We start from the raw sequence: 20,911 nt of genomic DNA on the forward strand, positions 1-20,911 counted from the left end.
TGCCAGGAAGCGCTTGTCGCCGAGGGTGACCGTAGGTGTCAGGTCGAGCGGCCGAGGGCCGCAGTCTGGTCGAGACTGTCAGGGCCGGTTGTGCACGAACCAGGCGTCACCGGCGGGCAAGGCAACGGCAACCTCCCACCGGCTCAGGTCGAGGTTCGGGGCGAGCGCCTTGAGCTGGCCGGCCGCGGTCCACGCCTCGTCACCAGGTGCAGGGCGACGACCCACCTGGAACTGCAGCATGGTGCCCCACGACGCGACCAGGCGGGCGTCCCACCGGTGACGCCACTGCGCCAGCACCTCGGCGAGCGTTCGCTGGTATCCCCGAGTGGGCGCACCGAAGAAGTCCACCCAGTACCCCGAGCTGCGGACGCCGCTGGTGGGCAGCAACATGAGCAGGACGCTGTCAGGCGTGTACCAGTAGTCGGTCTGTGTCACGAACTGCACGCTGCCACGCACCTTGGCGTGCAGGTCGGCGTCGGCGAGCAGCCGATCGTAGAGCGCCCTCTCCAGCGCCTGGCGTGGAGTCGGCAGCGCCACGTCCGACACCAGGGCCGTCAGGTCCAGGTCGGCGCTGGCTATGCCACGCGTGTAGTACTCGACCTCACCCTCGTCGACCTCGTCGTCCTCGCTGTGGTGGCGGTAGGTCAGCCAGGGGTCGGAAGACTCGGCCACCTCGACGAACGCGCGCAGTTCCGACTCTGACGGACCTGGCTCGGGCTTCGGCCGGATCCTCAGTGTGTCGTCGAAGTCGTCGGTGACCATGACGGGCCGACGTCCGAGGATCGGCACCAGTGCGTCGGCCGCCTGCCAGGACTCGTGCAGGCGGTTGGGGTCGACGTCGGCGACGAGGACAGTGCCCGACGGGCCGTGCCCGATCGGCAGGCCGGCCAGTGGCGTGCCGACGAACGCCGCTTCGATCTGGTCGAGGTCGCTTCGCACGGTGGGAGTATCTCCGATCATCGTAGGCGCCCGTATCCTGCCGCGGAGATGGCGTCGTGATGCAACCGTCGACGGGTCCTGCCTCGTCCTGTCTCGTGGTTTCGTCCGGGCACCGAAACGTGCTCGTGCGGCCTGCCGGACAGGCCACCATTGGCTCCGTGACCAGTTTTCCTGCGCAGGCGCCGCGTCCGTGACAGCACTCTTTCGCCGCAGCGTCGGCTCTACGCGTTGCGGGAGTGCACGCTGCACTGCGCTCCGTACGGATTCCGCGCCACCTGGCACCACCTGATCGTCTTCGCGCGTATCCCACGCAGGCTCACCGACGATCTCGGCGCGTTCGTCCGCGCCGCCGACGAACTGCAGCGGGCTCGCGACGTGGTCCTGCCACATGCCCAGGAGTACGCCGCCCGCCGGCGTCGAGGGAAGCGACTGGTAGGCGGACCCCACGGACGCCACCGCCCTGGAACTCGTGGGGCTGGTGCCGAACCGCCTACTGCCTGACCCTGAACACCACCCGACGGCACCTCTCGCCACGGTCGTCCAAGCGGTCTTCGATCGCTACGCTGCCGGGATCAGCTCCGATACACACTGCCTCGCATGCGGCGACGAACGGCGTCTTCTGACGGCCTACCTCGGGTCCTACCCGCACGAAGCCACGTCGCTGTCGGTGCCGCTGCAGATGCTGAATGAAGGGGCGGAGGTCACCTCGCGGTCCCATCTTCCGTTGCACGTCACCGTAGGCGCCCTCCTGGTGCGCGGCGGAGCCGAGGTGCTGCTTGTCGATCACCTTGCCTATGGAATCCTGCTGCAGCCTGGAGGGCACCTGGAGCCGACCGACGCCTCGCTGATCGATGCGGCGACGCGGGAACTGGCGGAGGAGACCGGTGTTGATCTCACCGATGTCGCCTCGACCTCACATTTGCCCGTCTACGTCGAGTACGGGAAAGTGCCGGCCCGGCCCGACAAGGGCGAACCGGAACACTTCCATCTCGACTTCGGGTACTGCTTCGCTACAGCTTGCGCTCAAGTGGGATCGATCCAGGAGTCGGAGGTGGCAGGTGCCGCTTGGTATCCACTGGGCGAGGCCGAGCGGCTCGTAGGCCACCGCATCGCGCGGTCGTTGAGAACATCGGCGTGATCTCTCGGGCCGGTCCCGGGCGCTCTCTTATCGGGCCGAGGCGCCGGTGGACTACTGCATGCTGCCGCACATACCGGTACGACATTGGGCTGGCATCCTTTCGCTCGTGGCGCCAGCGGGGGCGAGTCAAACGAGACGTGGTGACCGCGAGCGTCACAGGGCGACGCCGGCGGTGACTCGTAGGTCCCAGCCAGGCAGGTCCTTTCCGTCGTTGGGCACGAGGCGGGGGCGGAACCAGCCGGCGTCGGGTCGGCCTGCTCGTTCCCATCGGTGCAGCCACGACCGGAGCGCGGTCAGGGATGGCGAGCGTGTGCTGTCGGCGAGGATGGTGCCGTCGGTCAGGATGACGGCTGCGGTGGTCGGGGTGGTGTGCCCGATGCCGCGTTTGCCGTCGTCCAGGGCGGCGATGCTGCGTTGTGGTCCGCCGGCGATGACGGAGTAGGCCGTCCATGACGGCCAGTTCAGGGGCGCGCGGTGGTAGGTCTCGGTGTGGCCGGGGTTGCGCAGGAGGTTGAGCGCGGTGCGGGCGCCGGTGTGTTGCGGGTCGTCCTGGTCGCGCCAGCCGATGGATATCCATGCCGGGTCGGGTTGGTCGGTGTGGTGGTCCACCCAGCGTCCGGGCAGGGTCAGGGCGTCGACGACAGGGGTGGCGGTGCTTTGGGCGTAGCCGCCGAAGGTGACTGCCTCGACGTGCGGTTGTCCTGCGGTCAGGGTGATGGTGGTGACCAGGGTGGTGGACGGCTGCGCGGCGATGGGCAGGCAGGCCACGATCCGTCCGTTCGGGGCGAGTTGGTTCACCCACGCCCGGGGTAGCCGTGGAGGCGTGCACCAGGCGGCGATGCGCTGGTAGGGGGCGTGAGGCGGGTAGCCGGTCACGCCGTCGGCGGTGTGGCAGGTAATGGTGGTGACGCCGCGTTGGCGGTGCAGGCGGTCCGCCCAGTCGACGAGGTCGTCGCTGATGTCGATGCTCGTCACGCGCCCGGTCGCGCCAACTCGGGAGGCGAGTAGCGCCCCGGAGTAACCGGTGCCGGTGCCGATTTCCAGTACGTGGTTGCCTTCGTGCACATTGAGGGCGGTCACGTCGCGGTGGATGGCCTCGGCTGCGGAGCGGTGCAGGGTTTCTCCGCGATCCGGGTTGTGGACGTAGAACTGCTCGGGGACGTTGGCGTGCAGCGGGTCGGCAGCGGTCACAGGATTCCTTCCGCGGGTGACCGGTGAAGCGTGGACGGTCCCGTGAGGGATGAGGACTCTTCCGACCGGGCTCGGCGCCGGCATGCCCCCTGCGCCTCCGAACCGGTCACCGCACCGTAGCGGTGGGTCAGGGCGGGAAGGAGGTCCGCAGGTCGTTGAGGTTCCGCGCGGTAGGGGAGCGGGCGCTGGCGGGGGCGAGGTCGTCGTGGAGGCGACGCAGGAGTGCGACGCTGCGTGCGGAGCTGACGGTGGGTAGGCGGCGTAGGGCGATTCGGGCGGTGTCGGCGGCGAGGTCGAGGTCGCCAGCGGCAATGAGGCCGGCGGCATCGATCGTAGCCTCTGTCGAGGTCGTAGTTTGCCGACTGGCACATCTACAAACATCAATGTCGCGAGTGACGGTCCGGCGGCCCGCCGCAGCGACCATCGACGCCGCAGCGTCGAACAGTAGGCTCGCCATGCCACAGGGCGCGAGTAGCCGGATCATGGTGTCGCCGGATCACTCCTGCCTGAACCGTGTTCACGATCCCGCAAACGACTGTCCTGGTGAGGCGGCGGCCTGCGCCGAGTGTGGGGCAGTGAACGCAGATCGGTGTACCTATACTTTGGCGGTTTGCAGAGTCCATCCACTGGAAGAGGACCGCATGAGGCGCAGACTGGTCAGCTTGTTCACCGCTCTGGTGGTCGCGGTCGGCGGCGGCACGCTCGCCACGGCAACCCCCGCACACGCCACCGGCACCTTCGGCGTCCTGTGCACGGTGAGCTCAAACGGCTGGCTGTTCGCCTCCTACGACGGTAACGGCGGGACTGGCTACCTCCGCACGCTGCATGCCGGCCGCGGCTTTCGCTTCCACCTGTCGTATGTCACGGACAGCTCGTACCGCCTCTGGTATTTCGGCCACGGCGCCGAGGCACCCGAGGAGGACGGTTGGATCCTCGCAAGCCACCTGAGCTGCTACTGACCACCGTCAGTGGGCGGAAGTCCTACGCGGACGTGGCCTGACGCCTACCACCGTGGTCGACCGTCAGGCTCGCCCGGCGGCCAGGTGGGGGGGACGAAGCTCGGCCAGCTCCAGCATCACGGCCTGGATGTAGGCCGCGGACACCGAGGACATCGCCTGGCCGTGCTGGTTGCACTTGGTCACCACCGTCTGGTCGTAGGCGTACGCCACGGCGAGTTCGGTGCCGGCAGGCATGAACCGCTCGCGAGGCACGCGACGAACCGCCGCCTTCACCACCTCGGACGCGATCTTTCCCTGGGCGCGCAGTTCCGCGACCAGCGCGTCCCGAATCTCGCCAGCGCGATCGGTATCGACCAATTGGGCCATCAAGCACTCCTTCGCTCGGATCGGTCGGGCACCGCCTGGTGCTCAGCACAGCTGTGAGCAGGCGGGACACGGGTGGTTCGGGCGTGGGTCAGCCGAACAAGTCAGGTTGGTCGACCGGCCCTGTTGGGAGTGCCACGCCGGCCGCAAGCCGAAGGCTCTCGAAAGTCGGCGGCTTGACCGGCCACCGTCGGGAGATCAGCCGCGACAGCAGGTGGGCGGTCGCGACCGTGTCCCAATAGGCGCGGTGTGGCTGGCTGCCTCCGGCCGCCGCCTGCATCGTCTCGTGCAGCCGTAGGTTGTCCACCAGCGCCGACAGGGAGCACTTGGGGAAGTTCAGCGCCCGCGCCAGCAGCAGCGTGTCGAGCAGGCCCGCCGGACGAAGCGAGGGCAGGTGCCTGCTCAGCAGCCGCCAGTCCACGTTGATGTTGTGCCCCACCACCCACCGGCCCTCGACCAGCTCGACCAGTCTCGGGGCGATCTGTTCCAGCGGCGGTGCGTCGGCGAGCACGGCGTTGGACAGTCCCGGTGAGAGCCAGGGCCGCTGAGGTATCGGCCGTCCCGGGTTGACCAGCGACGTGAACGCCTGACCGAGGTCGGGTCGCCCGTGTGCGAGGGGAACGATGGCCACTTCCAGGATCGCCTCGGTGCCACGGTCCTGGGCGCCGCTGCCTTCCACGTCGAGTGCGACGATCTCGGTGCCGTGCCACAGCCGGAAACCCATCGGCGCCAGTCTCCCGTAGTCATGAATCGTCTTCGCCGGCTGGAAGTCCTGCGGCAGGTACTCCCAGCGCGATCCCCGTCCTTGCCATCTACAGGGTCGCGTTGACGATCTCCCGTAGGTCATGCGCCGGCCGATTGGTCCCCAACCCCACCCCGGGCTGCCCGCCCCGCGGTCGGCACCGGCTCGATCAACGCCCAGCGCTCGTCCGACACGTCCGACCGATACCCACGTCGCCTCACGCCCACGACGAGATCAACGAACCAAGAACCACTGTCGCGACGACTGAACGTGTATCGACCGCTACACGGATCAGATGCCCTCTCAGGCCACCGCTGATTGCGGCTTCCTGGGTCCCGAAGGCGGTGGTGGCCTCGATGCCAGCGACGGTGGACATGGTGTTGCGGCCGCCGGTGATGGCGCGTTCGGGTAGCCGGCCGGTGGGTCCGGTCAGCCAGCGCAGTGGTGGATTGGTCAGTGCCGCCGGTAGTGGGAGCGATGGCGTCGGACAGGAGCGAGCGCCTGGCCAGCATGTCGCTCCCTGGGCCATCGGAGGCGTCAGGTCCTCAGCCACATGGCGCAGGGGACGTCGATGCCGAACAGAAACTGTTTTCGGTTCGGCTCAGCAAGTTCGCCTGGGCGGATCCGGAACTTCCAGTGCTTGGCCTTCTGAATTCGGCTTCAGCCGCCGACGGCCCAGCCTGATCATGGGCCGTGGCTACTACGCCAAGAGCGCCATTGCCGCGTACGACTTCCGCGAAGGACAGCTCACCCTGCGGTGGAAGTTCGACTCCGCCAACGCCGGTGGTCAGTACACCGGACGCGGCACGCATCCGCTGTCCATCGCCGACGTCGACGGCAACGGCACCGACGACTCATCTACGGCGGCATGACGATCAACGCCAATGGTACGGGCCGGTACACCACCAACTTCTACGCCCACGGCGACGCGCTGCACGTCAGCGACTTTCGTCCCGGGCCGCGCCGGAAAGGAGATCTGGCAGATCCACGAGCAGAGCTCAGGTGCGGCGGCAACCCTGCGCGATGCCAACACCGGCGCGACCATCATGCGGAGGACGAGGCGTGAGTGGGTGCGCGGTCAGGCGGGTGGCACGGTGGGCGCCGCACCCGGTGCGGGCGGGGCGAGTGCCCGCCGGCCCGCACCGGGTCCGGATCAGCGGAGGGTCAGGTGTCGTAGCGGCAGTTGCCGCCGGTGTTCGCCGTGCAGTCATTTAGCTGGAGACTGTCGATGTTGATCGCGTAGTTGCCGGTGGTCGACTGATTGGGCACGGCCAAGGTGACCCGCACGGAGGTCGCGTTCGCCGGAGCGGTGGCGGTCAGCCGGTATTCCAGCCAGTTGCTGGCGAGCGTCGACGCGGTGCCGGAGCTGGTCGACAGCAGGGTGCCGCCGGAGTTGTACCAGGCGAGCTGGAGCTGTGTGGTCACCGCGGCGTTGGCCCGCAGCCTGGCGAAGAACTTGTACGTGTTGCCAGCGGTCACCGCCGGCCGGTTGGTCAGCGAGATCGACGAGCTGTTGGAGGGGCCGGTGTAGGTGTTGAACTGCGCCGACCGACGCCCGTCGAAGTAGGTGCAGGAGATCCCCGAGGTGCCGCAGGAGGGGGTGACCTGGTGCCAGCCGCCGGACGAGGTCAACGTCGACGTGCTGCTGCCTGGCGTGGTCGCCTCGAACGTCCGCTGCTCGGCGGTGAGCGAGTCGTTGTTGGCGCCGACGTCGCAGCAGGTCGGTGCGGTCAGCATCGGGTGGTTGGCGATGTTCCCCTTCGACGTGGAGGGGTGCGGGTCGAGATAGAAGCTGGCCGACAGTTCACTCGGGTCGTAGTAGTTGCGGAAGCCCGGGTCGAGGTTCCAGTTGTCCCACCAGCCGTACATGATCTCGGGGTAGTACGGCGCTCCCGTCTCGGCCATCCAGGCGTGCGGAGCGCCGAGCACGTGTCCCAACTCGTGCCCACCCACGCCGGTGGTCCAGGACTCGGTCACCGCCGAGCAGTGCCCGCCGGAGGAGTTGTATCCGCCGCCGGTGGGGCACACGTAGGCGTCGGAGTTCGAGGCGAAGTCGGTGAAGACGAGGTAGATGCGGTTGCTGTCGTCGTATCCGGCGGAGATCAGGTCACTGCGGACGACGGCCGAGCTGGTGCTCGGGTTGGTCCCGGCGTCGATCTTCTCGGGGACGATCAGCGAGCGGGCGTAACCGGCGTAGGTGCTGGTGTCGTACCCGGTGCGGCAGCTCAGCTTGACATGCTGGTCGTAGTTGCTCGACTGGTCCAGCGCCCAGTCGATGCGATCGACCACCTTGGCGATGTACTCGACGTTGGCCTCGTAGTTGTTGCCATTGCCGTCGTGCCAGGCGTAGATGACCTGGAGGGCGGGGCTGGCCCCGGTCGGCGCGGACGGGTTGGCCACTGTCGACTGGCACCCGCGTACGGGCACGTCGGGGAGGGCCGGCAGCGCGTACGGCAGAGTGGGTTCAGCGCCGGGCCCCCACGCGTGAGCGGCGGTGGGTGTGACCACGGTGAGGGCGGCCGCGAGCAGGGTCGCGGCGGCGGCGGTGAGGGCGTGTGCCCGACGTACCCGGAGGTGGAGCCTTGGCAAAGGGTTCTCCTCGGTCGGCATGTGCGCGCTCCCAGGATCGGGACCGCCCGCTCATCTAAGCCGATTGAAGTGATGTATATCAATGTATGGCGGTGGAAGTTTGATGGCGGAGCCGCCTTGCGGCTGGCCATGATCGCCGTAGTGGCAGGTGGGAGAGGCGCGATCGGGACGTCTCGGGCGGGCGCGTCGACCTCGTGCGGCGCGGGCCGGTGCGGCAGTGGACGGTGGCGGAGCCCGATCCGAGGTGAAGCAGCGCGCCGGCCCGAGCGCTTGACACTCGGGATGGGATCGCTAACACTTGTCGATACCTCGATTTAACAACCAGCACACATGGCGACTGTGGCGGGTTTGCGTGCCAGGATCGCCCGTGCGGCGGGTGAGCTACGCCAGGATGGTGAAGTCCTTCATGGTTGTCGGCGACGCAGTCTGTTAGCGCTAACATCGCTGGCTTTCCTGAGAGGGGTGGCGGCCGGGGCCTGAGACGAATGACAGCGGCTTCGACCACCGGCGTACCCACAAGGGGCCCGGCGGCCCGACCCTCGGTGTCATCGGCGCGCTCACGACGGCCGGCGCACATCTCGTCATTCGGGGCCGACAGCCACCCGACCGCCCACGGCGTCTCGATCAGGTCCCCGCCCGCGTGGGCCCGAGAGCAAGGAGGCAACATGACGATTCGCAAGGAACGGAAAGGTGCATTCCGCCCGCTCGTCGCGATGGTCGGCGTCCTCGCGTTCATCCTCGGTGGCCTGACGGCCCCGCAGCCCGCCTCGGCGGCCACCACGCTGATCTACACGACGTTCAAGGGCGACGGGGCGGCGGACCAGGAGCTGTGGGTCTATCAGTCCACCAACGGGGGGACGAGCTACAGCGTCCTTTACGACACGAACTTCCGGGGCCCGACCGGCGTGCTCCGGGACCCGAGCATCATCAAGCGCGACGGCACCTACTACGTCGCGTACACGTGGCAGTCCTGGACGACGAACTCGACCTACTTCGCCGTCGCGCGCAGCACGGACCTGCGGAACTGGACGAACATCGCCACCGTGCCGTCGGGCATCTCCAGCACGCAGAACGTGTGGGCGCCGGAGTTCTACGTCGAGGGCGGCACCGTCCGGGTCATCGTGAGTGTCCGCCAGACCACGAACCCGAGCGGCTTCCGGCCGTACGTCTACACCGCCCAGAACGCGGGCCTCACGTCGTGGAGCGGCCCGCAGCAGATGGGCGGCCTGGGCTACAACTACATCGACACCTACGTCGTGAAGTCCGGCAGCACCTACCACGCCTTCACGAAGAACGAGAGCACGAAGTACATCGAGCGTTGGACGAGTAACAGCCTGACCAGCGGCTGGACCCGCCAAGGCACCCTGTGGAGCTCCGGCTACGAGGGCCCGTCACTGGTGCGGCTGGACGACGGGCAGTACCGGATCTACGTCGACAAGTACACAAACGGTGGTATCTGGACGGCGACGAGCGCGAACCTCACCTCGTGGACCGGCCTGAGCCTGGTGGGCTGCTCCGGCTGCCGCCACGGCACGGCAATTCCCAAGTGACCTGACCCGTCCGGGTCATCCGGCGGCTCGGAAACGCCGAGACGCCAGGTGGCTCGATGCGCCGTCACCTCGTCACGTCGGAAACACGGCCGTCGAAAGGGCGTACCTCATGCTGGCACGTACCCGATCCACCGTCATCGCACTGGTCGCAGCCGTCCTGCTCAGCGTCGGCATGGGCGCCGTCTCCACCCCGAGTGGCGCCGCCCCCGGCGCGTCGTTCCAGAATCCCGTCGTCGGTACGCCCAACAGCGCCGACCCGTGGCTCGGCTACTACAACGGCAACTACTACTACACGGCCACCACCTGGACGGGGAACATCTACATCCGTCGGGCGTCGACTCTCGGCGGCCTGCGCACGGCACCGGAGACCCGGGTGTTCACGATGTCGCAGCCGAACGCGACATCGAACATGTGGGCGCCGAGCATGCACCTGCTCGACGGCCCGAATGGGCGGCGCTGGTACCTCTACTACTCGGCCGGCCCGAGCGCATGCTGCGGCGGGCAGCGTCAGCACGTGCTGGAGAGCGCGGGAACCGATCCGATGGGTCCCTACACCTACCGGGGCCCGCTCAGTCTGATGCCGAACAACGGCTGGTCGATCGACGGCAGCGTCATGACGGTGAGCGGGGTGAACTACTTCGTGTTCTCCGCGTTCAACAACAACTCGGGGTTCGAGAACGGCGGCCTGCAGAGCCTCTACATCACGCGTCTGACCAACCCGTGGACGCCCGCGTCGTTGGGGACGCTGATCTCCGAGCCCACTTTCTCGTGGGAGCGCCAGGGCAACCCCGTCAACGAGGGCCCCTACCCGCTGCAACGCGTCGGCCGCACGTTCCTCACCTTCTCGGCAAGCTACTGCGGCACGCCCGACTACAAGATCGGGGCGCTCGAGCTGACCGGCTCCAACCCGCTGAGCCGCACCTCGTGGACCAAGCTCGCCAACCCGCTGTTCCAGCGCAGCGACACCAACGGCGTGTACGGTCCCGCCCACCACTCCTTCTTCACCTCGCCCGACGGCACGGAGGACTGGATCGTCTACCACGCCAACTCATCGTCCTCCCAAGGCTGCGGGACCACCCGCACCAGCCGCGCGCAGCGGATCTCCTGGAACCCGGACGGCACGCCGCACCTCGGTGTCCCTGTCTCCACCTCAACCGTCCTGGCCGGCCCGTCCGGCGAGACGAACAACGCGGGCGCTGTGCCCGTCCAGCGGCTGCAGTCGTTCAACTTCCAGGACCGCTACGTACGGCATCAGAACTACGCCGTCCGGATCGACCCGAACGTCGCCCCCGCGCTGGACGCGCAGTTCCGGGTGGTTCCCGGGCTGGCGGACAGCGGATCCGGGTACGTGTCGTTCGAGTCGGTGAACTTCCCCGGCCACTACCTGCGGCACAACAACTACGTGCTGGGCCTGGAACCGAACAACGGCTCGACGACGTTCCGGGAGGACGCCACCTTCCGCCAGGTGGCCGGACTGGCGAACTCCTCGTGGTCGTCGTTCCAGTCCTACAACTTCCCCGGCCGGTACGTCAGGCACAGCAACTACGTGCTGCGGATCGACGCGATCAGCACCGACTCGGACCGCGCCGACGCCACGTTCCGACGGACAGCCTGACACCCGACCGCACAGCGCGGGTGTGGTGCGGGTGAGCTCGAACCGAGAGGAGCCAGATCCAGTGAGTGGACGTTTCTCGACCCGGATCACGTCGTCTGGCGGTTACGTATCAGGAGTGTCGCGGATCAGCCGACCGCTGCGTTGGTCGCTGGTCGCGCTGGTGACCGCAGTGGCAGGGATGGTCGGCGTCGTCGTCACGTCGTCACCGGCCACCGCCGCCACCAACCAGTTCCGAGGCATGAACTGGGCCGTGCTGGGTGACAACTTCAGCACCGGTCCACTCGTCGTGCAGGGCCTGAACTCGTCCGACAGCAACGCGACAGTGCGGGCCAAGGCCAATGCCCTCTACGACGACATGGCCTCCACCATGGGGGTCAACACGGTCCGGCTGCCCATCAACACCCACACGGTGGGAACGACGTGGTGGGACGCCTACCGAGGCGCCATCGACGCGGCCACCGCCCGCGGATTCAAGGTCATTCTGGCGTACTGGGAGGACGGTGCCGCCTCCGGTGGCAGGATCACGAACCTGGCCGCGTGGAACACGATGTGGTCCACGGTGACCCACACGTACGGCTCGAACACCAACGTCTACTTCGAGCCGATGAACGAGCCGCACGGTTACAGTTCGACGGAATGGCGCAACGTCGCTGCCGACTGGCTCAGCTACCACTACTCCGCGGTGCCCGGCCGGGTGCTCATCGGCGGCACCGGCTACAGCCAGGACCTGCGTGACGTCTGCAACGACACCCGCTTCAACTCGACGCTGCTCTCCTTCCACCACTACGCCTTCTTCTACAGCCCGATGACCTACGACGCCTTTCTGAGCCACATCCAGACCCGTCTCGGCAACTGCGCCTCCCGGGCGGTCGCCACCGAGTTCGGCGCGCTCATGGACAACGGCCTCGACTACGCCGACGCGGGCAGCACCGACAACTTCGTGCGCCACATTCGCGCCATGGCCCAGGTGATGCGCGACAACCGGATGGGTGGCACCTACTGGCCCGCCCTCGGCGGCAAGCCCGGCAGCTCCGGATACGACGCGTACTCGATGTTCTCGCTCAGCGGTAGCGGCACCAACCTCGACCTGACCGTCCGCAACACCTCGGGCGCCGACCGGATCCGCTACGGGTGGGGCGACACCATCGGCGGCCCCACGACACCCCCTCCAGCAACGGGAACGACCTACCGGATCAACGTGCGCCACAGCGGCAAGGCCATGGACGTCCAGTCACCGAACACCGACAACGGCGCGCGCGTCGGCCAGTACACGTACGGCGGAAGCGCGTGGCAGCAGTGGCAGTTCCAGGACGCCGGCAGCGGCTACTGGCGCGTCGTCAGCCGGCACAGCGGAAAGTGCCTCGACGTGGTGAGCGCCTCCACCGCCGACGGTGCCGAGCTCGTCCAGTACACCTGTGGCACCGGCGCGAACCAGCAGTTCCAGATGGTCGCGAACGGCAGCTACTTCCAGCTCCGGGTACGACACAGCGGCAAGTGCGTGGACGTGCCGTCCGCGTCGACCGCGGACGGCGTGGTCCTCAAGCAGTATCCGTGCAACACCGGTACCAACCAGCAGTGGTCACGCACGGTCGTGTGACGACCGTGTCGGCGCTGGGGGCGCATTGGAGGTGGCTGAACCTGCTTTTTGCCAGGGGAGGGAGAGGGCTCGCATCGGCCGGAAGGCGGCCCGCAAGCGGATCGCGCCGCCAACCCCCGGCCTGTAGCGACCTCCGGACGGCATCCCCGTCGCGTCCCGCATCCCCGGCGTGCGCGACCTCGTCACCGAGCTACGCACCCTGCCCCATCCGGGGTGACAATCCGTACCATGCCAGCGGGCCCGGATACCCCTCGGACAGCAACCAGAGGTCCCACGTCGCTCTCTAATAGCGTTGCAGAGGCGGATGGCCGCCCCTACTGTGGAGATCAGCACCGAGCCGACCAACTAGGAACCGGGAGACCGAGATGTTGTGGCACACCTCGATCGCATCGCAGCGGCTCACGCCGCGCGGCGAGGTCGCCATGACCTGTTTCGGGCGACCCGGCCTGCTGGCCGGTAACAAGGCCAGCAAAGAGCTGAGACGGTGGCGCAGCTAGCACCCGCTAGCGATCCTCGCGCCGCCCTCCCAGATCCGGGATCGGGCGGCGTTTTCTTCCCGGCCCCCGGCCACCACATCCCTATTCGACCTACGGGTGTAGCTCCACCGGCAGAGCACCAGCCTCCAAAGCTGGAAGACGCGGGTTCGATTCCTGCTGCCCGTACGCACCGCCCCGGCCCCGCCGGCGGCATCGATTGTTGAGAATTCCACAGCGGATGGCACATCACCGATGCCGCGCACACCTTCGTGGGCCGCATCGGACGTCATGGCCCGGCCACCGGTAGATCCGCCAGCGGCCGGGTGATCCGGAGCGGGGGAGACGGCAACCCGCGCGCCTTGGGAGCGCGAGACACCCCGTTCGACTCGGGGGTTCCGGACGTAGGGGCTTGTGGCGCAGCGGGTAGCGCACCGGTTCGGCAGGCCGGGGGTCGGCGGTTCGAATCCGCCCAGGTCCACCACGGGATGTGAACGGCGAACATGACGGGCTGACCACCCGTCAGGCGGTTGGTCACCGCCCCGGAAAGCCCGGGTAGGCCGCGCACGATTCCGTCTGTCCTCGTAGCTCAGTGGATAGAGCACCGGATTACGGATCCGGGGGCCGGGAGTTCGAATCTCTCCGGGGACACGAAAGTAGCGGTGCGAGCCGCGCCCCTTCAGGAGGGGCGGGGCCTGTCTCCACCGGCCGGCGTGTGGCCACCGGTCCGAATCCGGTCGACGGCTCGCAGGTGGCTGTAGCTCAGCAGGCAGAGCGTCGCTCTGCCGTGGCGGTCCCGGGTCCGAGCCCCGGTAGCCGCTCCACACCCACCTCCGGCCACGACACCGGAAGGAGATTTCGGCGGACGTGCTCGTACTCGATGCCGACCGTCGTCCGGCTCACCACCCATGTGATGACCCGCTGGCGGCACAGCTGCGGCCCGGCCTGGTCCCGCGCCGGCGTGCTGGCCCGCGACGGGCGTCGCCGCGGCTTCCGCGGCCGCGCCGCGTCCACCATCGACCACGTGCTGCCGCGCTCGCGCGGCGGCGCCAACACCTGGCTCAACACCGTGGCCGCCTGTGGCGGCTGCAACCAGCCCAAGGGCGACCGGACCCCGTCCGAGGCGCGCACGCCCCTGCGGACCGCACCGACGGTACCCACCCGGGCCGCGCTGTCCCTGTTGCTGATGCCGGCCAGCGCGCCATCACCCCGCTGGCCGCATTGGGAGCTGATGTAACCGGCAGCATGACCGGCTCTGACCCGGTCCGTGGAGGTTCGAATCCTCCGCTCCCAGCTTTCCGCCCTCGTAGCCCAACGGCAGAGGCACGACGTTGAGGACGTCGTCAGTGCGCGTTCGACTCGCGCCGAGGGCACGCAATGCCGGCGCAGCACGACAGGCCGTGCAGCCGACTTGTAATCGGCAGGCAGCGGGTTCAGGTCCCGCCGCCGGCTCCACGCCCGGGTAGCCCAAATGGCAGGAGGCGCGCCGCTCAGGACGGCGACAGTGCGCGTTCGAATCGCGCTCCGGGTACGCACCGCACCATCCTCTGGGGCTCGTAGCTGGCGGCTGCGGCCAGGCAGTGGCCCGGTTGCTGAAACTCATCAGTGTGGTCTGACCACGGCATACTCGGGGGTCATGGGATTCGAAGAGGAGTGGCAGGACCTGGTTCCCGGTACCGACCGCATTTCCGGCATCGGGGTCGCGGTCGGCGGGCTCGACGGTGACGTCTGGACTGCTGGTCACGACCTGCTGTTCCCGGCATGCTCGATCAGCAAGCACGTCGCCGCGTTCGGCACGCTGCGGCTGGTCGCCGACGCGACCCTCGATCTCGACACCGACGTCAACGCCTACCTGTCCACCTGGCGGCTGCCCGGAACCGGTACGGTGACCGTACGCCAGCTCTTGGCCCACACCGCAGGCCTGACCAAGAACTGGTTCCCCGGGTACGCCGCAGGTCAGCCCGTGCCATCACTGCAGCAGATCCTGCAGGGTGAGCCACCGGCCAACACGCCCAGGGTCCGGCGCGAACTGCCGCCGGGCACCGAGTTCCGTTATTCAGGCAGCCACTACGCCGTTCTCGAGCAACTCCTGACCGACGTGACTTCGACGCCGTTCGACAAGCTGATGGCGACGCTCGTGCTGGAACCGGTGGGCATGGTGGACAGCAGCTTTGATCAGCACTTCCCGAACGAACACCGGGACCGTGCGGCCCGCGGCCACTGTGGCGGCACCCCCGTTCGCGGCGGCTGGCATACGCAGCCGGAGATGGCCGGCGCCGGGCTGTGGAGTACCCCGGCGGACCTGGTGCGGCTGGAGCTGGAGATCAGCCGTGCCGCCGCGGGCGAATCCGCGCTACTGCCGCAGGATCTGGCCGCACAGATGCTGACCCCGCAGGTGCCCGGCGGGTTTGGTCTTGGCACCGAACTTGGCGATGGGCGTTTTGGGCATACCGGGCAGAACACCGGCTACAGGTGCTTTTCGTTTGCCTGGCCGGTGTCGGGCACAGCGGTCGCCGTGATGATGAACGCCGAGGACTGCCACGACACCCTGCTCGCCCTCATCGAACTGGCCGGCCGCAACTACGGCTAGCGCCCGGCAGGCAGCGCCAAACTCACCCAGCATTGCGGGTACGCAGAGATTCGTCGGTGTCGAGCCTGTGTGCCGGTCTTCGCAGGCCGTCCTTCGCGGTGCCACGTAGTGCCTCGGGAGCGTGTCATGCGACGGAACGTCGACGATTGAGGTTGCTGGTCCTGCCATGCATCAAGGGTCGCATCCCATCGTCGCACTGATTTGCCGTCGAGCGGGCGCTACGTGCGGTCGCCTGGCGGGCCGCGCCGCCCGCTCATGCCGGGATGAGGGTGCCGAGATCGGTGGTCGACGCCCAACAAATGGCATCGATCATGAGCAGCCGCAGGGATAGCGTCTACCCCGCGATGAGCGATCCGGCACCCTCGCTCGAATGCGGTGCGTGTGACGTCATCGGTGTCCACGAGCTCGATCCGCACCCATCCGTGGTCCTCTGCCGCACTTGAGAAAAATGGCTCGATCGAACCGCGCTGAGAGGCGATCATCACGAGTGTTCCCTGCGGCCTCGGGCACTCCGGCGGAGGGCATCATGGGGGCGAACGGCTTGATGTCCTCGAACCGCTCACGTTGATGCGCCTGTTCCAGATGGAGGACGGATGCTGGCTCCGCTGCGATATGACGCGTTCCGATACCTGGCTGCCGGCCGGCTGGTCAACATGCTGGGCAACGGTGTCGCTCCCATCGCGTTGGCCTTCGCCGTGCTCGACATGACCGGCTCGGTGCGCGACCTGGGCCTGGTGGTCGGCGCGCGATCGCTGATGACCGTGCTGTTCGTGCTCTTCGGTGGGGTGATAGCTGACCGGATTCCGCGCCGGCTGGTCCTGGTCGGCTCCAATGTGCTGAGTGCGGTGACCCAGGCGGTGGTGGCCGCCCTGGTGCTCACCGGCACGGCGACGATCCCGCTGCTGCTGGCGCTCGGCGCGGCCAACGGCATCGTGAGCGCGCTGTCCCAGCCAGCCTCGGCCGCTGCGACGCCGCAGACCGTACCGCCGGAGCTGATCCAGCCGGCCAACGCGCTCATCCGGCTCGGCATCAACGCGGGCATGATCGGCGGCGCTTCGCTCGGCGGTCTCCTGGTGGCCGCCGTCGGGCCGGGGTGGGGCCTCGCCATCGACGCGCTCACCTTCGCTGTCGCGGCTGTCGCGTTCGCCGGAGTCCGGGTCGCTGCCTCGCCAGCGAAGAGCACCCGCACGAGCGTCGTTGCCGACCTTCGGGAGGGCTGGACGGAATTCACCGCGCGGACCTGGGTCTGGGTGGTGGTGCTCGGCTTCATGATCCTCAATGCGGCCCTCGCTGGCGGCGTGAACGTGCTCGGCCCGGCCGTCGCGGACGAGACGGTCGGCCGTAGCGCCTGGGGCCTGGTGTTGGCGGCGCAAACCGTCGGCATGGTCGTGGGCGGGTTGATCGCCCTGCGGATCCGGGTTCGCCGGCTGCTGCTGCTTGGGGTGGCCTGCATGTTCGCCGAGTCGTTCCTGCTGTTGGGGCTGGCCCTGGCGCCCACCATCGTCGTGCTGCTGTTGGCCGCAGTGGCGGTCGGCATCGCCGTCGAACAGTTCGCGGTGGCCTGGGACACGTCGATGGCGCAGCACATCCCGGCCGACCGACTCGCCCGCGTCTATTCCTACGACATGCTGGGGTCATGGATCGCCATCCCATTCGGCCAGATCGCGGTCGGACCGGTCGCCGTGGCGATCGGCGCCCGCGACACACTGCTGATTCTGGCGACTCTGGTGGTGCTCGCCGTCCTCGGCATGCTGACCAGCAGGGACGTCCGCCGGCTGCAGGCGGCGGCCCCGGCCCACGCTGCCGACGCAACGGAGATCGAGTCAGCCGACGGTGGACCGAGCGACAGCCCCACCACGAAGCCCACCGAACCAGCCGCCCGCGCCTGACCGGTCCTCAGTCCTCAAGGCCGGCCGGCCGCGACTTCAGCTCGAAGAGCAGGATTCAGCCGCCGCCACGTACGGCGGCTCACTCTTCTCTCGCTAAGCGCGCTAGGCAGGGTTCCGCCAGGCAGGTGCAGGTTCAGGTGCCATTGCGTGGGGCATCCGGTCCTTCCGGTCCCGGCCACGATCGGCCGGGAACTACGATGGTCTCGATGACCATTCCCGAACGGCGACCCGACGACGTCCCTACCGACGAGGCCCGGGTCGGCGAGGCTTTGCGGCTGCTCTGCGGCGTGCCGGTCGAACTCAGTGTCGCCGCCAAGCGGCTCAGCCGTGGCAGCGGTGTCTACGCCTGGTGGGCTGCTCCCTCGGTCTTTCCCGATCTTCCCGGACTGCCGAATGAGCACATCCCGTCGTTACGGCTGTTGTACCTCGGACGGGCGGGCAGCCTGCGGGGGCGGATCCTGCGCAACCATCTGAGGCGTTCGGGCAGCTCGACTCTGCGCCGTACCCTGGCCGGGCTTCTTGTGTCCGAGGGATACCGGACGACCTGGACCGACCGTGTCGTCCTGGTCCCCGAGGATGAGGCGCGGCTGACCAAGTGGATGCACGCGCACCTGCGCTTGACCTGGGCGGAGGATGCGGAACCGGCGATCATCGAGGCCGAACTTGTCCGGCGTGTGCACCCGCCGCTCAACGTACACGGCGTGGGCCCCGAGCACATCCAGGCCGCCGTTGTCGCCGCGAAGAACTTGTACAACGCCAGCAGCCGCCCGGCCGAGCCTCCGCGAACGCCGTAACTGGTTGCCCGACATGCCGACGGGTGCGGTTGCGCGTTCCTGCTGCCGTACGAGTCGAGCGTGATCGCCGGCCTTGCCAACAGCCCCTTGATTTTCGTTGATGTCGATGGGCCGCTGATCCCGCTGAAGGCTCGGCCACGGAGCCGCGAGCGTCCTCCGGGCCGTGCCGATGCGGCATTTTCGGCGGTTCGCCGGTGGATCAGGCAGATCGACGGCACTGCCTGATCGCTCGTACGCTCATGCCGCGATCCGTGCGTCACGTGACGTGAGCGCGATCGGCACGCCGGTTGGTGCCCCGAATGCCGAACTGAAGTGCGTTCTGGTCCGAGCTACCGCCGATATGACGGTGGTTCGTCAGGCATGTCTGCGGGTTTGTCTCGCCACGGCCGTGCGGATCGCCGCGGTGAACTGGTCCGGTGCTTCCAGCCAGGGATGGTGGCCCGCGTTCGGAATGAGGACGACCTCGCACCCGAGGTGGGCTCCGAGTCGTCGCAGGGCATCGGCGGGCCGGCTGTCATCGGTTCCGCCGATGATCACGGTGCCGGCGGGAAGGCGTTCGCGGAGTTCATTCACGTGCGATTCGAGCGGGTCCGCCTTCTTCGCGGCGTTGAGCTGGCTGTTCATCACATAGTTGACGGGTCGCAGCGCGCGGGCCGATGCCAATGCCCAGTCCCAGGCCCGAGCCCGGTCGGCGTGGTCGGTGAACCACGACAGAGTGAGGTACTCGATCTCTTCGGCGTCGGTCCGCGATGCGTTCGCTTCGAGTTCGTCGAGCCTGTCTTGCTGCTCGTCGGTGCGTCGTGTTCGCTGCGCCGCACCGTAGGCATCGCGCCAGGGGTCCAGGAAGGGCCCGGCGATCTGGATCAATCCCGCGACGCGCTCGGGATGCGCCAGGGCGAAGTAGCAGGCCAGGTTGGTTCCGAACGAGTGCCCCACCAGGACGGCCCGGTCGTGCCCCCACGCGTCGAGTAACAACGCCAGGTCTCGAACGTGTCGGGCAATCGTATGGTGCCCCTCCCAGCCGGATCCTCCCGTGCCACGTTGGTCGTAGCGATGGACCAGGCACAGGTCCTCGACCATGCCGGCGACCGGGCCGAGATAGTCGGGCAGCCCCGGACCCCCGTGCAGGATGACCAAGGGGATGTCGGCGTGATCCAGGGAGCCCGTGGTCCACGTGCGCAGCTGTGCACCGTCATCCATCTCGATCTCGGCTGCAGACATGGACGTGAGCGTACGCACGCCGACGCCCTCACCTGGCCACTATCCGGTCCTGCGGCTGAGCACCGACTGCCCCAGGACCAAGTCCTGGCCGACTACCTGTAGCAGGCGGTGCGGCTCACCGGCTCAGGTGACTCAGGAGGTGGGTGGTCGACACAGATCCAGTCCGGGATTGGGCATCTCGACGGCCTCGCCGTGGAGCAGCGGGTCAGCCATCGTCGGATCGTCCAGCACCGTCCGCAGCTCATCAACCGACAGGCGGCGTCGGATCAACTCCACGCCCATGGGCAGTCCCTTTCGAATCGTGCTTAAACGTCACTTGATCTTTTGGCTGCCGTAGCGACCGAGTCTGCGCTGGTGGGATCGTCGGGCTCTGGCTTGGGATGCCCATTGCTGGGTCCCCCAGCGCAGGATGTGCGCTGGGGGTAGCGACGGGGTGAGGACGAAGGGGTGGTGTCAGCCCAGCCGAGTTGCAGCCGCGCCGGTGGTTGGTCACCGAACGGCCGGCGGGTCCGCGGAGGCATAGTGGCGTACGTACTCCCAGACCGGTTCGGAGAGCTGCTCATCGGATCGCTTCTGTCCCACCACCTCGTACCAGGCAAGGTTCTCGATCCAGAATCGGGCAATGAACTGGTCGAAGTCGTCGGCCACCCGCACCAGGTCCTCATGCGCTTCCTCCTGGGGGACCACCCGCAGGTCGTACGCCTCTGCACCGCACAGGACCTCGTGGCTGCCGTCCGGTAGCAGGTGCAGATACCAGAACAGACAACCCTGCTGGTCGTTGAGGAACCGCACCAGCTGCGCGCCATGGTGGACGGGGCTCGGCGCCCGCGGAAGGTCGGAAGCCCAGTAACACGACGTGCAGGTCGGCACCGAATCGCGCAGCACCGGATCAGCCATGAACGCGACGAACTGCTCCGGCAAGGCCGCCTCATTTCCGGACACGGGCGCGCCATTGGTCAGTGTGTCCAGGCCGTACTGACCGGCAGCGCGTTCACCGAGTGGCACCAACTCCCGCATCCAGCTGTGCAGACCACCTGGATGCCCGAGGGGAAGCGCCGGTAGCGCGGTGTGGGAGCTGCCGCTGTACGTGGCGAAATCGACCTCGTGGCTGCGGAACCTGCCGAGATCGAACGAGATCCAACCATCTCTGATCGTCATGGCGGCACCATAGAGCCGGCCACCGACAGTGCCCGCCGCGCGGGTTGATGCGGCCGGTCTACGCACCTGGCGAGGATCGCAACTACCCGATCAGGCGTCGCAG

Annotated in this window: 17 protein-coding genes, 8 tRNA genes and 1 pseudogene; 18 read left to right on the top strand and 8 right to left on the bottom strand. The window is 67.9% G+C overall.

Annotated features, from left to right (window positions below; translation table 11 throughout):
* Nucleotides 1–78: 78 nt before the first annotated feature.
* Nucleotides 79–939 carry a hypothetical protein gene (locus ABZ809_RS08800; protein WP_357561878.1) on the bottom strand — a complete coding sequence of 287 codons (861 nt, stop codon included), beginning with the start codon at nucleotides 937–939 and terminating at the stop codon, nucleotides 79–81.
* 469 nt (nucleotides 940–1,408) lie between these two features.
* Here ABZ809_RS08800 and ABZ809_RS08805 point away from each other — a divergent pair, with 469 nt between their 5' ends.
* Nucleotides 1,409–2,077, top strand: a complete 669-nt coding sequence (locus tag ABZ809_RS08805) for an NUDIX domain-containing protein (protein WP_357561879.1) — start codon at nucleotides 1,409–1,411, stop codon at nucleotides 2,075–2,077.
* A gap of 153 nt (nucleotides 2,078–2,230) precedes the next feature.
* Here the strand turns inward: ABZ809_RS08805 and ABZ809_RS08810 are convergent, their stop codons facing one another.
* Nucleotides 2,231–3,268: a methyltransferase domain-containing protein gene (locus ABZ809_RS08810; RefSeq protein ID WP_357561880.1), complete on the bottom strand. Its 1,038-nt coding sequence runs from the start codon at nucleotides 3,266–3,268 to the stop codon at nucleotides 2,231–2,233.
* 662 nt (nucleotides 3,269–3,930) lie between these two features.
* Between ABZ809_RS08810 and ABZ809_RS08815 the strand changes: the two genes are divergently transcribed.
* Complete coding sequence (locus ABZ809_RS08815) at nucleotides 3,931–4,227, top strand: hypothetical protein (protein WP_357561881.1); 297 nt, start codon at nucleotides 3,931–3,933, stop codon at nucleotides 4,225–4,227.
* A 63-nt stretch (nucleotides 4,228–4,290) separates the two neighbouring features.
* Here the strand turns inward: ABZ809_RS08815 and ABZ809_RS08820 are convergent, their stop codons facing one another.
* Together ABZ809_RS08820 and ABZ809_RS08825 are read right to left on the bottom strand one after the other, a co-directional pair.
* Nucleotides 4,291–4,593, bottom strand: coding sequence for a hypothetical protein (locus tag ABZ809_RS08820; protein WP_357561882.1), 303 nt, complete (start codon nucleotides 4,591–4,593; stop codon nucleotides 4,291–4,293).
* 88 nt (nucleotides 4,594–4,681) lie between these two features.
* The gene (locus tag ABZ809_RS08825) at nucleotides 4,682–5,314 is read right to left on the bottom strand and encodes a 3'-5' exonuclease (protein ID WP_357561883.1); all 633 of its coding nucleotides are present in this window, start codon (nucleotides 5,312–5,314) and stop codon (nucleotides 4,682–4,684) included.
* Nucleotides 5,315–6,018: 704 nt separating this feature from the next.
* On the opposite strand from ABZ809_RS08825, the pseudogene ABZ809_RS08830 reads away from it, so the two are divergent.
* A pseudogene (locus ABZ809_RS08830) lies at nucleotides 6,019–6,398 on the top strand (hypothetical protein).
* A 98-nt stretch (nucleotides 6,399–6,496) separates the two neighbouring features.
* Here the strand turns inward: ABZ809_RS08830 and ABZ809_RS08835 are convergent.
* Entirely contained in the window at nucleotides 6,497–7,921 is a 1,425-nt protein-coding gene (locus ABZ809_RS08835; protein ID WP_357561884.1) for a hypothetical protein, read from the bottom strand.
* A 665-nt stretch (nucleotides 7,922–8,586) separates the two neighbouring features.
* Between ABZ809_RS08835 and ABZ809_RS08840 the strand changes: the two genes are divergently transcribed.
* The 15 genes from ABZ809_RS08840 to ABZ809_RS08910 all read left to right on the top strand — a co-directional run bounded on the left by ABZ809_RS08840 (nucleotide 8,587) and on the right by ABZ809_RS08910 (nucleotide 18,429).
* Nucleotides 8,587–9,471, top strand: coding sequence for a glycoside hydrolase family 43 protein (locus ABZ809_RS08840; protein WP_357561885.1), 885 nt, complete (start codon nucleotides 8,587–8,589; stop codon nucleotides 9,469–9,471).
* Nucleotides 9,472–9,580: 109 nt separating this feature from the next.
* Nucleotides 9,581–11,086 carry a family 43 glycosylhydrolase gene (locus ABZ809_RS08845; RefSeq protein ID WP_357561886.1) on the top strand — a complete coding sequence of 502 codons (1,506 nt, stop codon included), beginning with the start codon at nucleotides 9,581–9,583 and terminating at the stop codon, nucleotides 11,084–11,086.
* A 115-nt stretch (nucleotides 11,087–11,201) separates the two neighbouring features.
* Nucleotides 11,202–12,683, top strand: a complete 1,482-nt coding sequence (locus ABZ809_RS08850; protein WP_357561887.1) for an RICIN domain-containing protein — start codon at nucleotides 11,202–11,204, stop codon at nucleotides 12,681–12,683.
* 589 nt (nucleotides 12,684–13,272) lie between these two features.
* Nucleotides 13,273–13,345, top strand: a tRNA-Trp gene (locus ABZ809_RS08855).
* Nucleotides 13,346–13,564: 219 nt separating this feature from the next.
* Nucleotides 13,565–13,640: transfer RNA gene (locus tag ABZ809_RS08860), tRNA-Ala, on the top strand.
* Nucleotides 13,641–13,734: 94 nt separating this feature from the next.
* Nucleotides 13,735–13,807: transfer RNA gene (locus ABZ809_RS08865), tRNA-Arg, on the top strand.
* Nucleotides 13,808–13,907: 100 nt separating this feature from the next.
* Nucleotides 13,908–13,980, top strand: a tRNA-Gly gene (locus tag ABZ809_RS08870).
* A 56-nt stretch (nucleotides 13,981–14,036) separates the two neighbouring features.
* A complete protein-coding gene (locus ABZ809_RS08875) occupies nucleotides 14,037–14,393 on the top strand; it encodes an HNH endonuclease (RefSeq protein WP_357561888.1) in 357 nt (118 codons plus the stop codon).
* Nucleotides 14,379–14,450, top strand: a tRNA-Gln gene (locus tag ABZ809_RS08880). Before ABZ809_RS08875 ends, ABZ809_RS08880 begins: the two co-directional genes overlap by 15 nt.
* Nucleotides 14,451–14,456: 6 nt before the next feature.
* Nucleotides 14,457–14,529 (top strand) — tRNA-Leu (locus ABZ809_RS08885).
* A 6-nt stretch (nucleotides 14,530–14,535) separates the two neighbouring features.
* Nucleotides 14,536–14,611: transfer RNA gene (locus ABZ809_RS08890), tRNA-Thr, on the top strand.
* 1 nt (nucleotide 14,612) lies between these two features.
* Nucleotides 14,613–14,687 (top strand) — tRNA-Leu (locus ABZ809_RS08895).
* 105 nt (nucleotides 14,688–14,792) lie between these two features.
* Nucleotides 14,793–15,746 (top strand): serine hydrolase domain-containing protein, encoded by a 954-nt coding sequence (locus ABZ809_RS08900; RefSeq protein ID WP_357561889.1) that lies wholly within the window; start codon nucleotides 14,793–14,795, stop codon nucleotides 15,744–15,746.
* A gap of 593 nt (nucleotides 15,747–16,339) precedes the next feature.
* A complete protein-coding gene (locus ABZ809_RS08905) occupies nucleotides 16,340–17,635 on the top strand; it encodes an MFS transporter (RefSeq protein ID WP_357561890.1) in 1,296 nt (431 codons plus the stop codon).
* 206 nt (nucleotides 17,636–17,841) lie between these two features.
* Entirely contained in the window at nucleotides 17,842–18,429 is a 588-nt protein-coding gene (locus tag ABZ809_RS08910) for a GIY-YIG nuclease family protein (RefSeq protein ID WP_357561891.1), read from the top strand.
* 354 nt (nucleotides 18,430–18,783) lie between these two features.
* Here the strand turns inward: ABZ809_RS08910 and ABZ809_RS08915 are convergent, their stop codons facing one another.
* The 3 genes from ABZ809_RS08915 to ABZ809_RS08925 all read right to left on the bottom strand — a co-directional run bounded on the left by ABZ809_RS08915 (nucleotide 18,784) and on the right by ABZ809_RS08925 (nucleotide 20,808).
* Nucleotides 18,784–19,650, bottom strand: coding sequence for an alpha/beta hydrolase (locus tag ABZ809_RS08915; RefSeq protein ID WP_357561892.1), 867 nt, complete (start codon nucleotides 19,648–19,650; stop codon nucleotides 18,784–18,786).
* Nucleotides 19,651–19,782: 132 nt separating this feature from the next.
* Nucleotides 19,783–19,932, bottom strand: coding sequence for a hypothetical protein (locus tag ABZ809_RS08920; protein ID WP_357561893.1), 150 nt, complete (start codon nucleotides 19,930–19,932; stop codon nucleotides 19,783–19,785).
* 207 nt (nucleotides 19,933–20,139) lie between these two features.
* The gene (locus ABZ809_RS08925) at nucleotides 20,140–20,808 is read right to left on the bottom strand and encodes a hypothetical protein (protein WP_357561894.1); all 669 of its coding nucleotides are present in this window, start codon (nucleotides 20,806–20,808) and stop codon (nucleotides 20,140–20,142) included.
* Nucleotides 20,809–20,911: the final 103 nt, after the last annotated feature.

The organism is Micromonospora sp. NPDC047074, assembly GCF_040643815.1.
In the GTDB taxonomy this organism is placed as follows: Bacteria; Actinomycetota; Actinomycetes; order Mycobacteriales; family Micromonosporaceae; genus Micromonospora.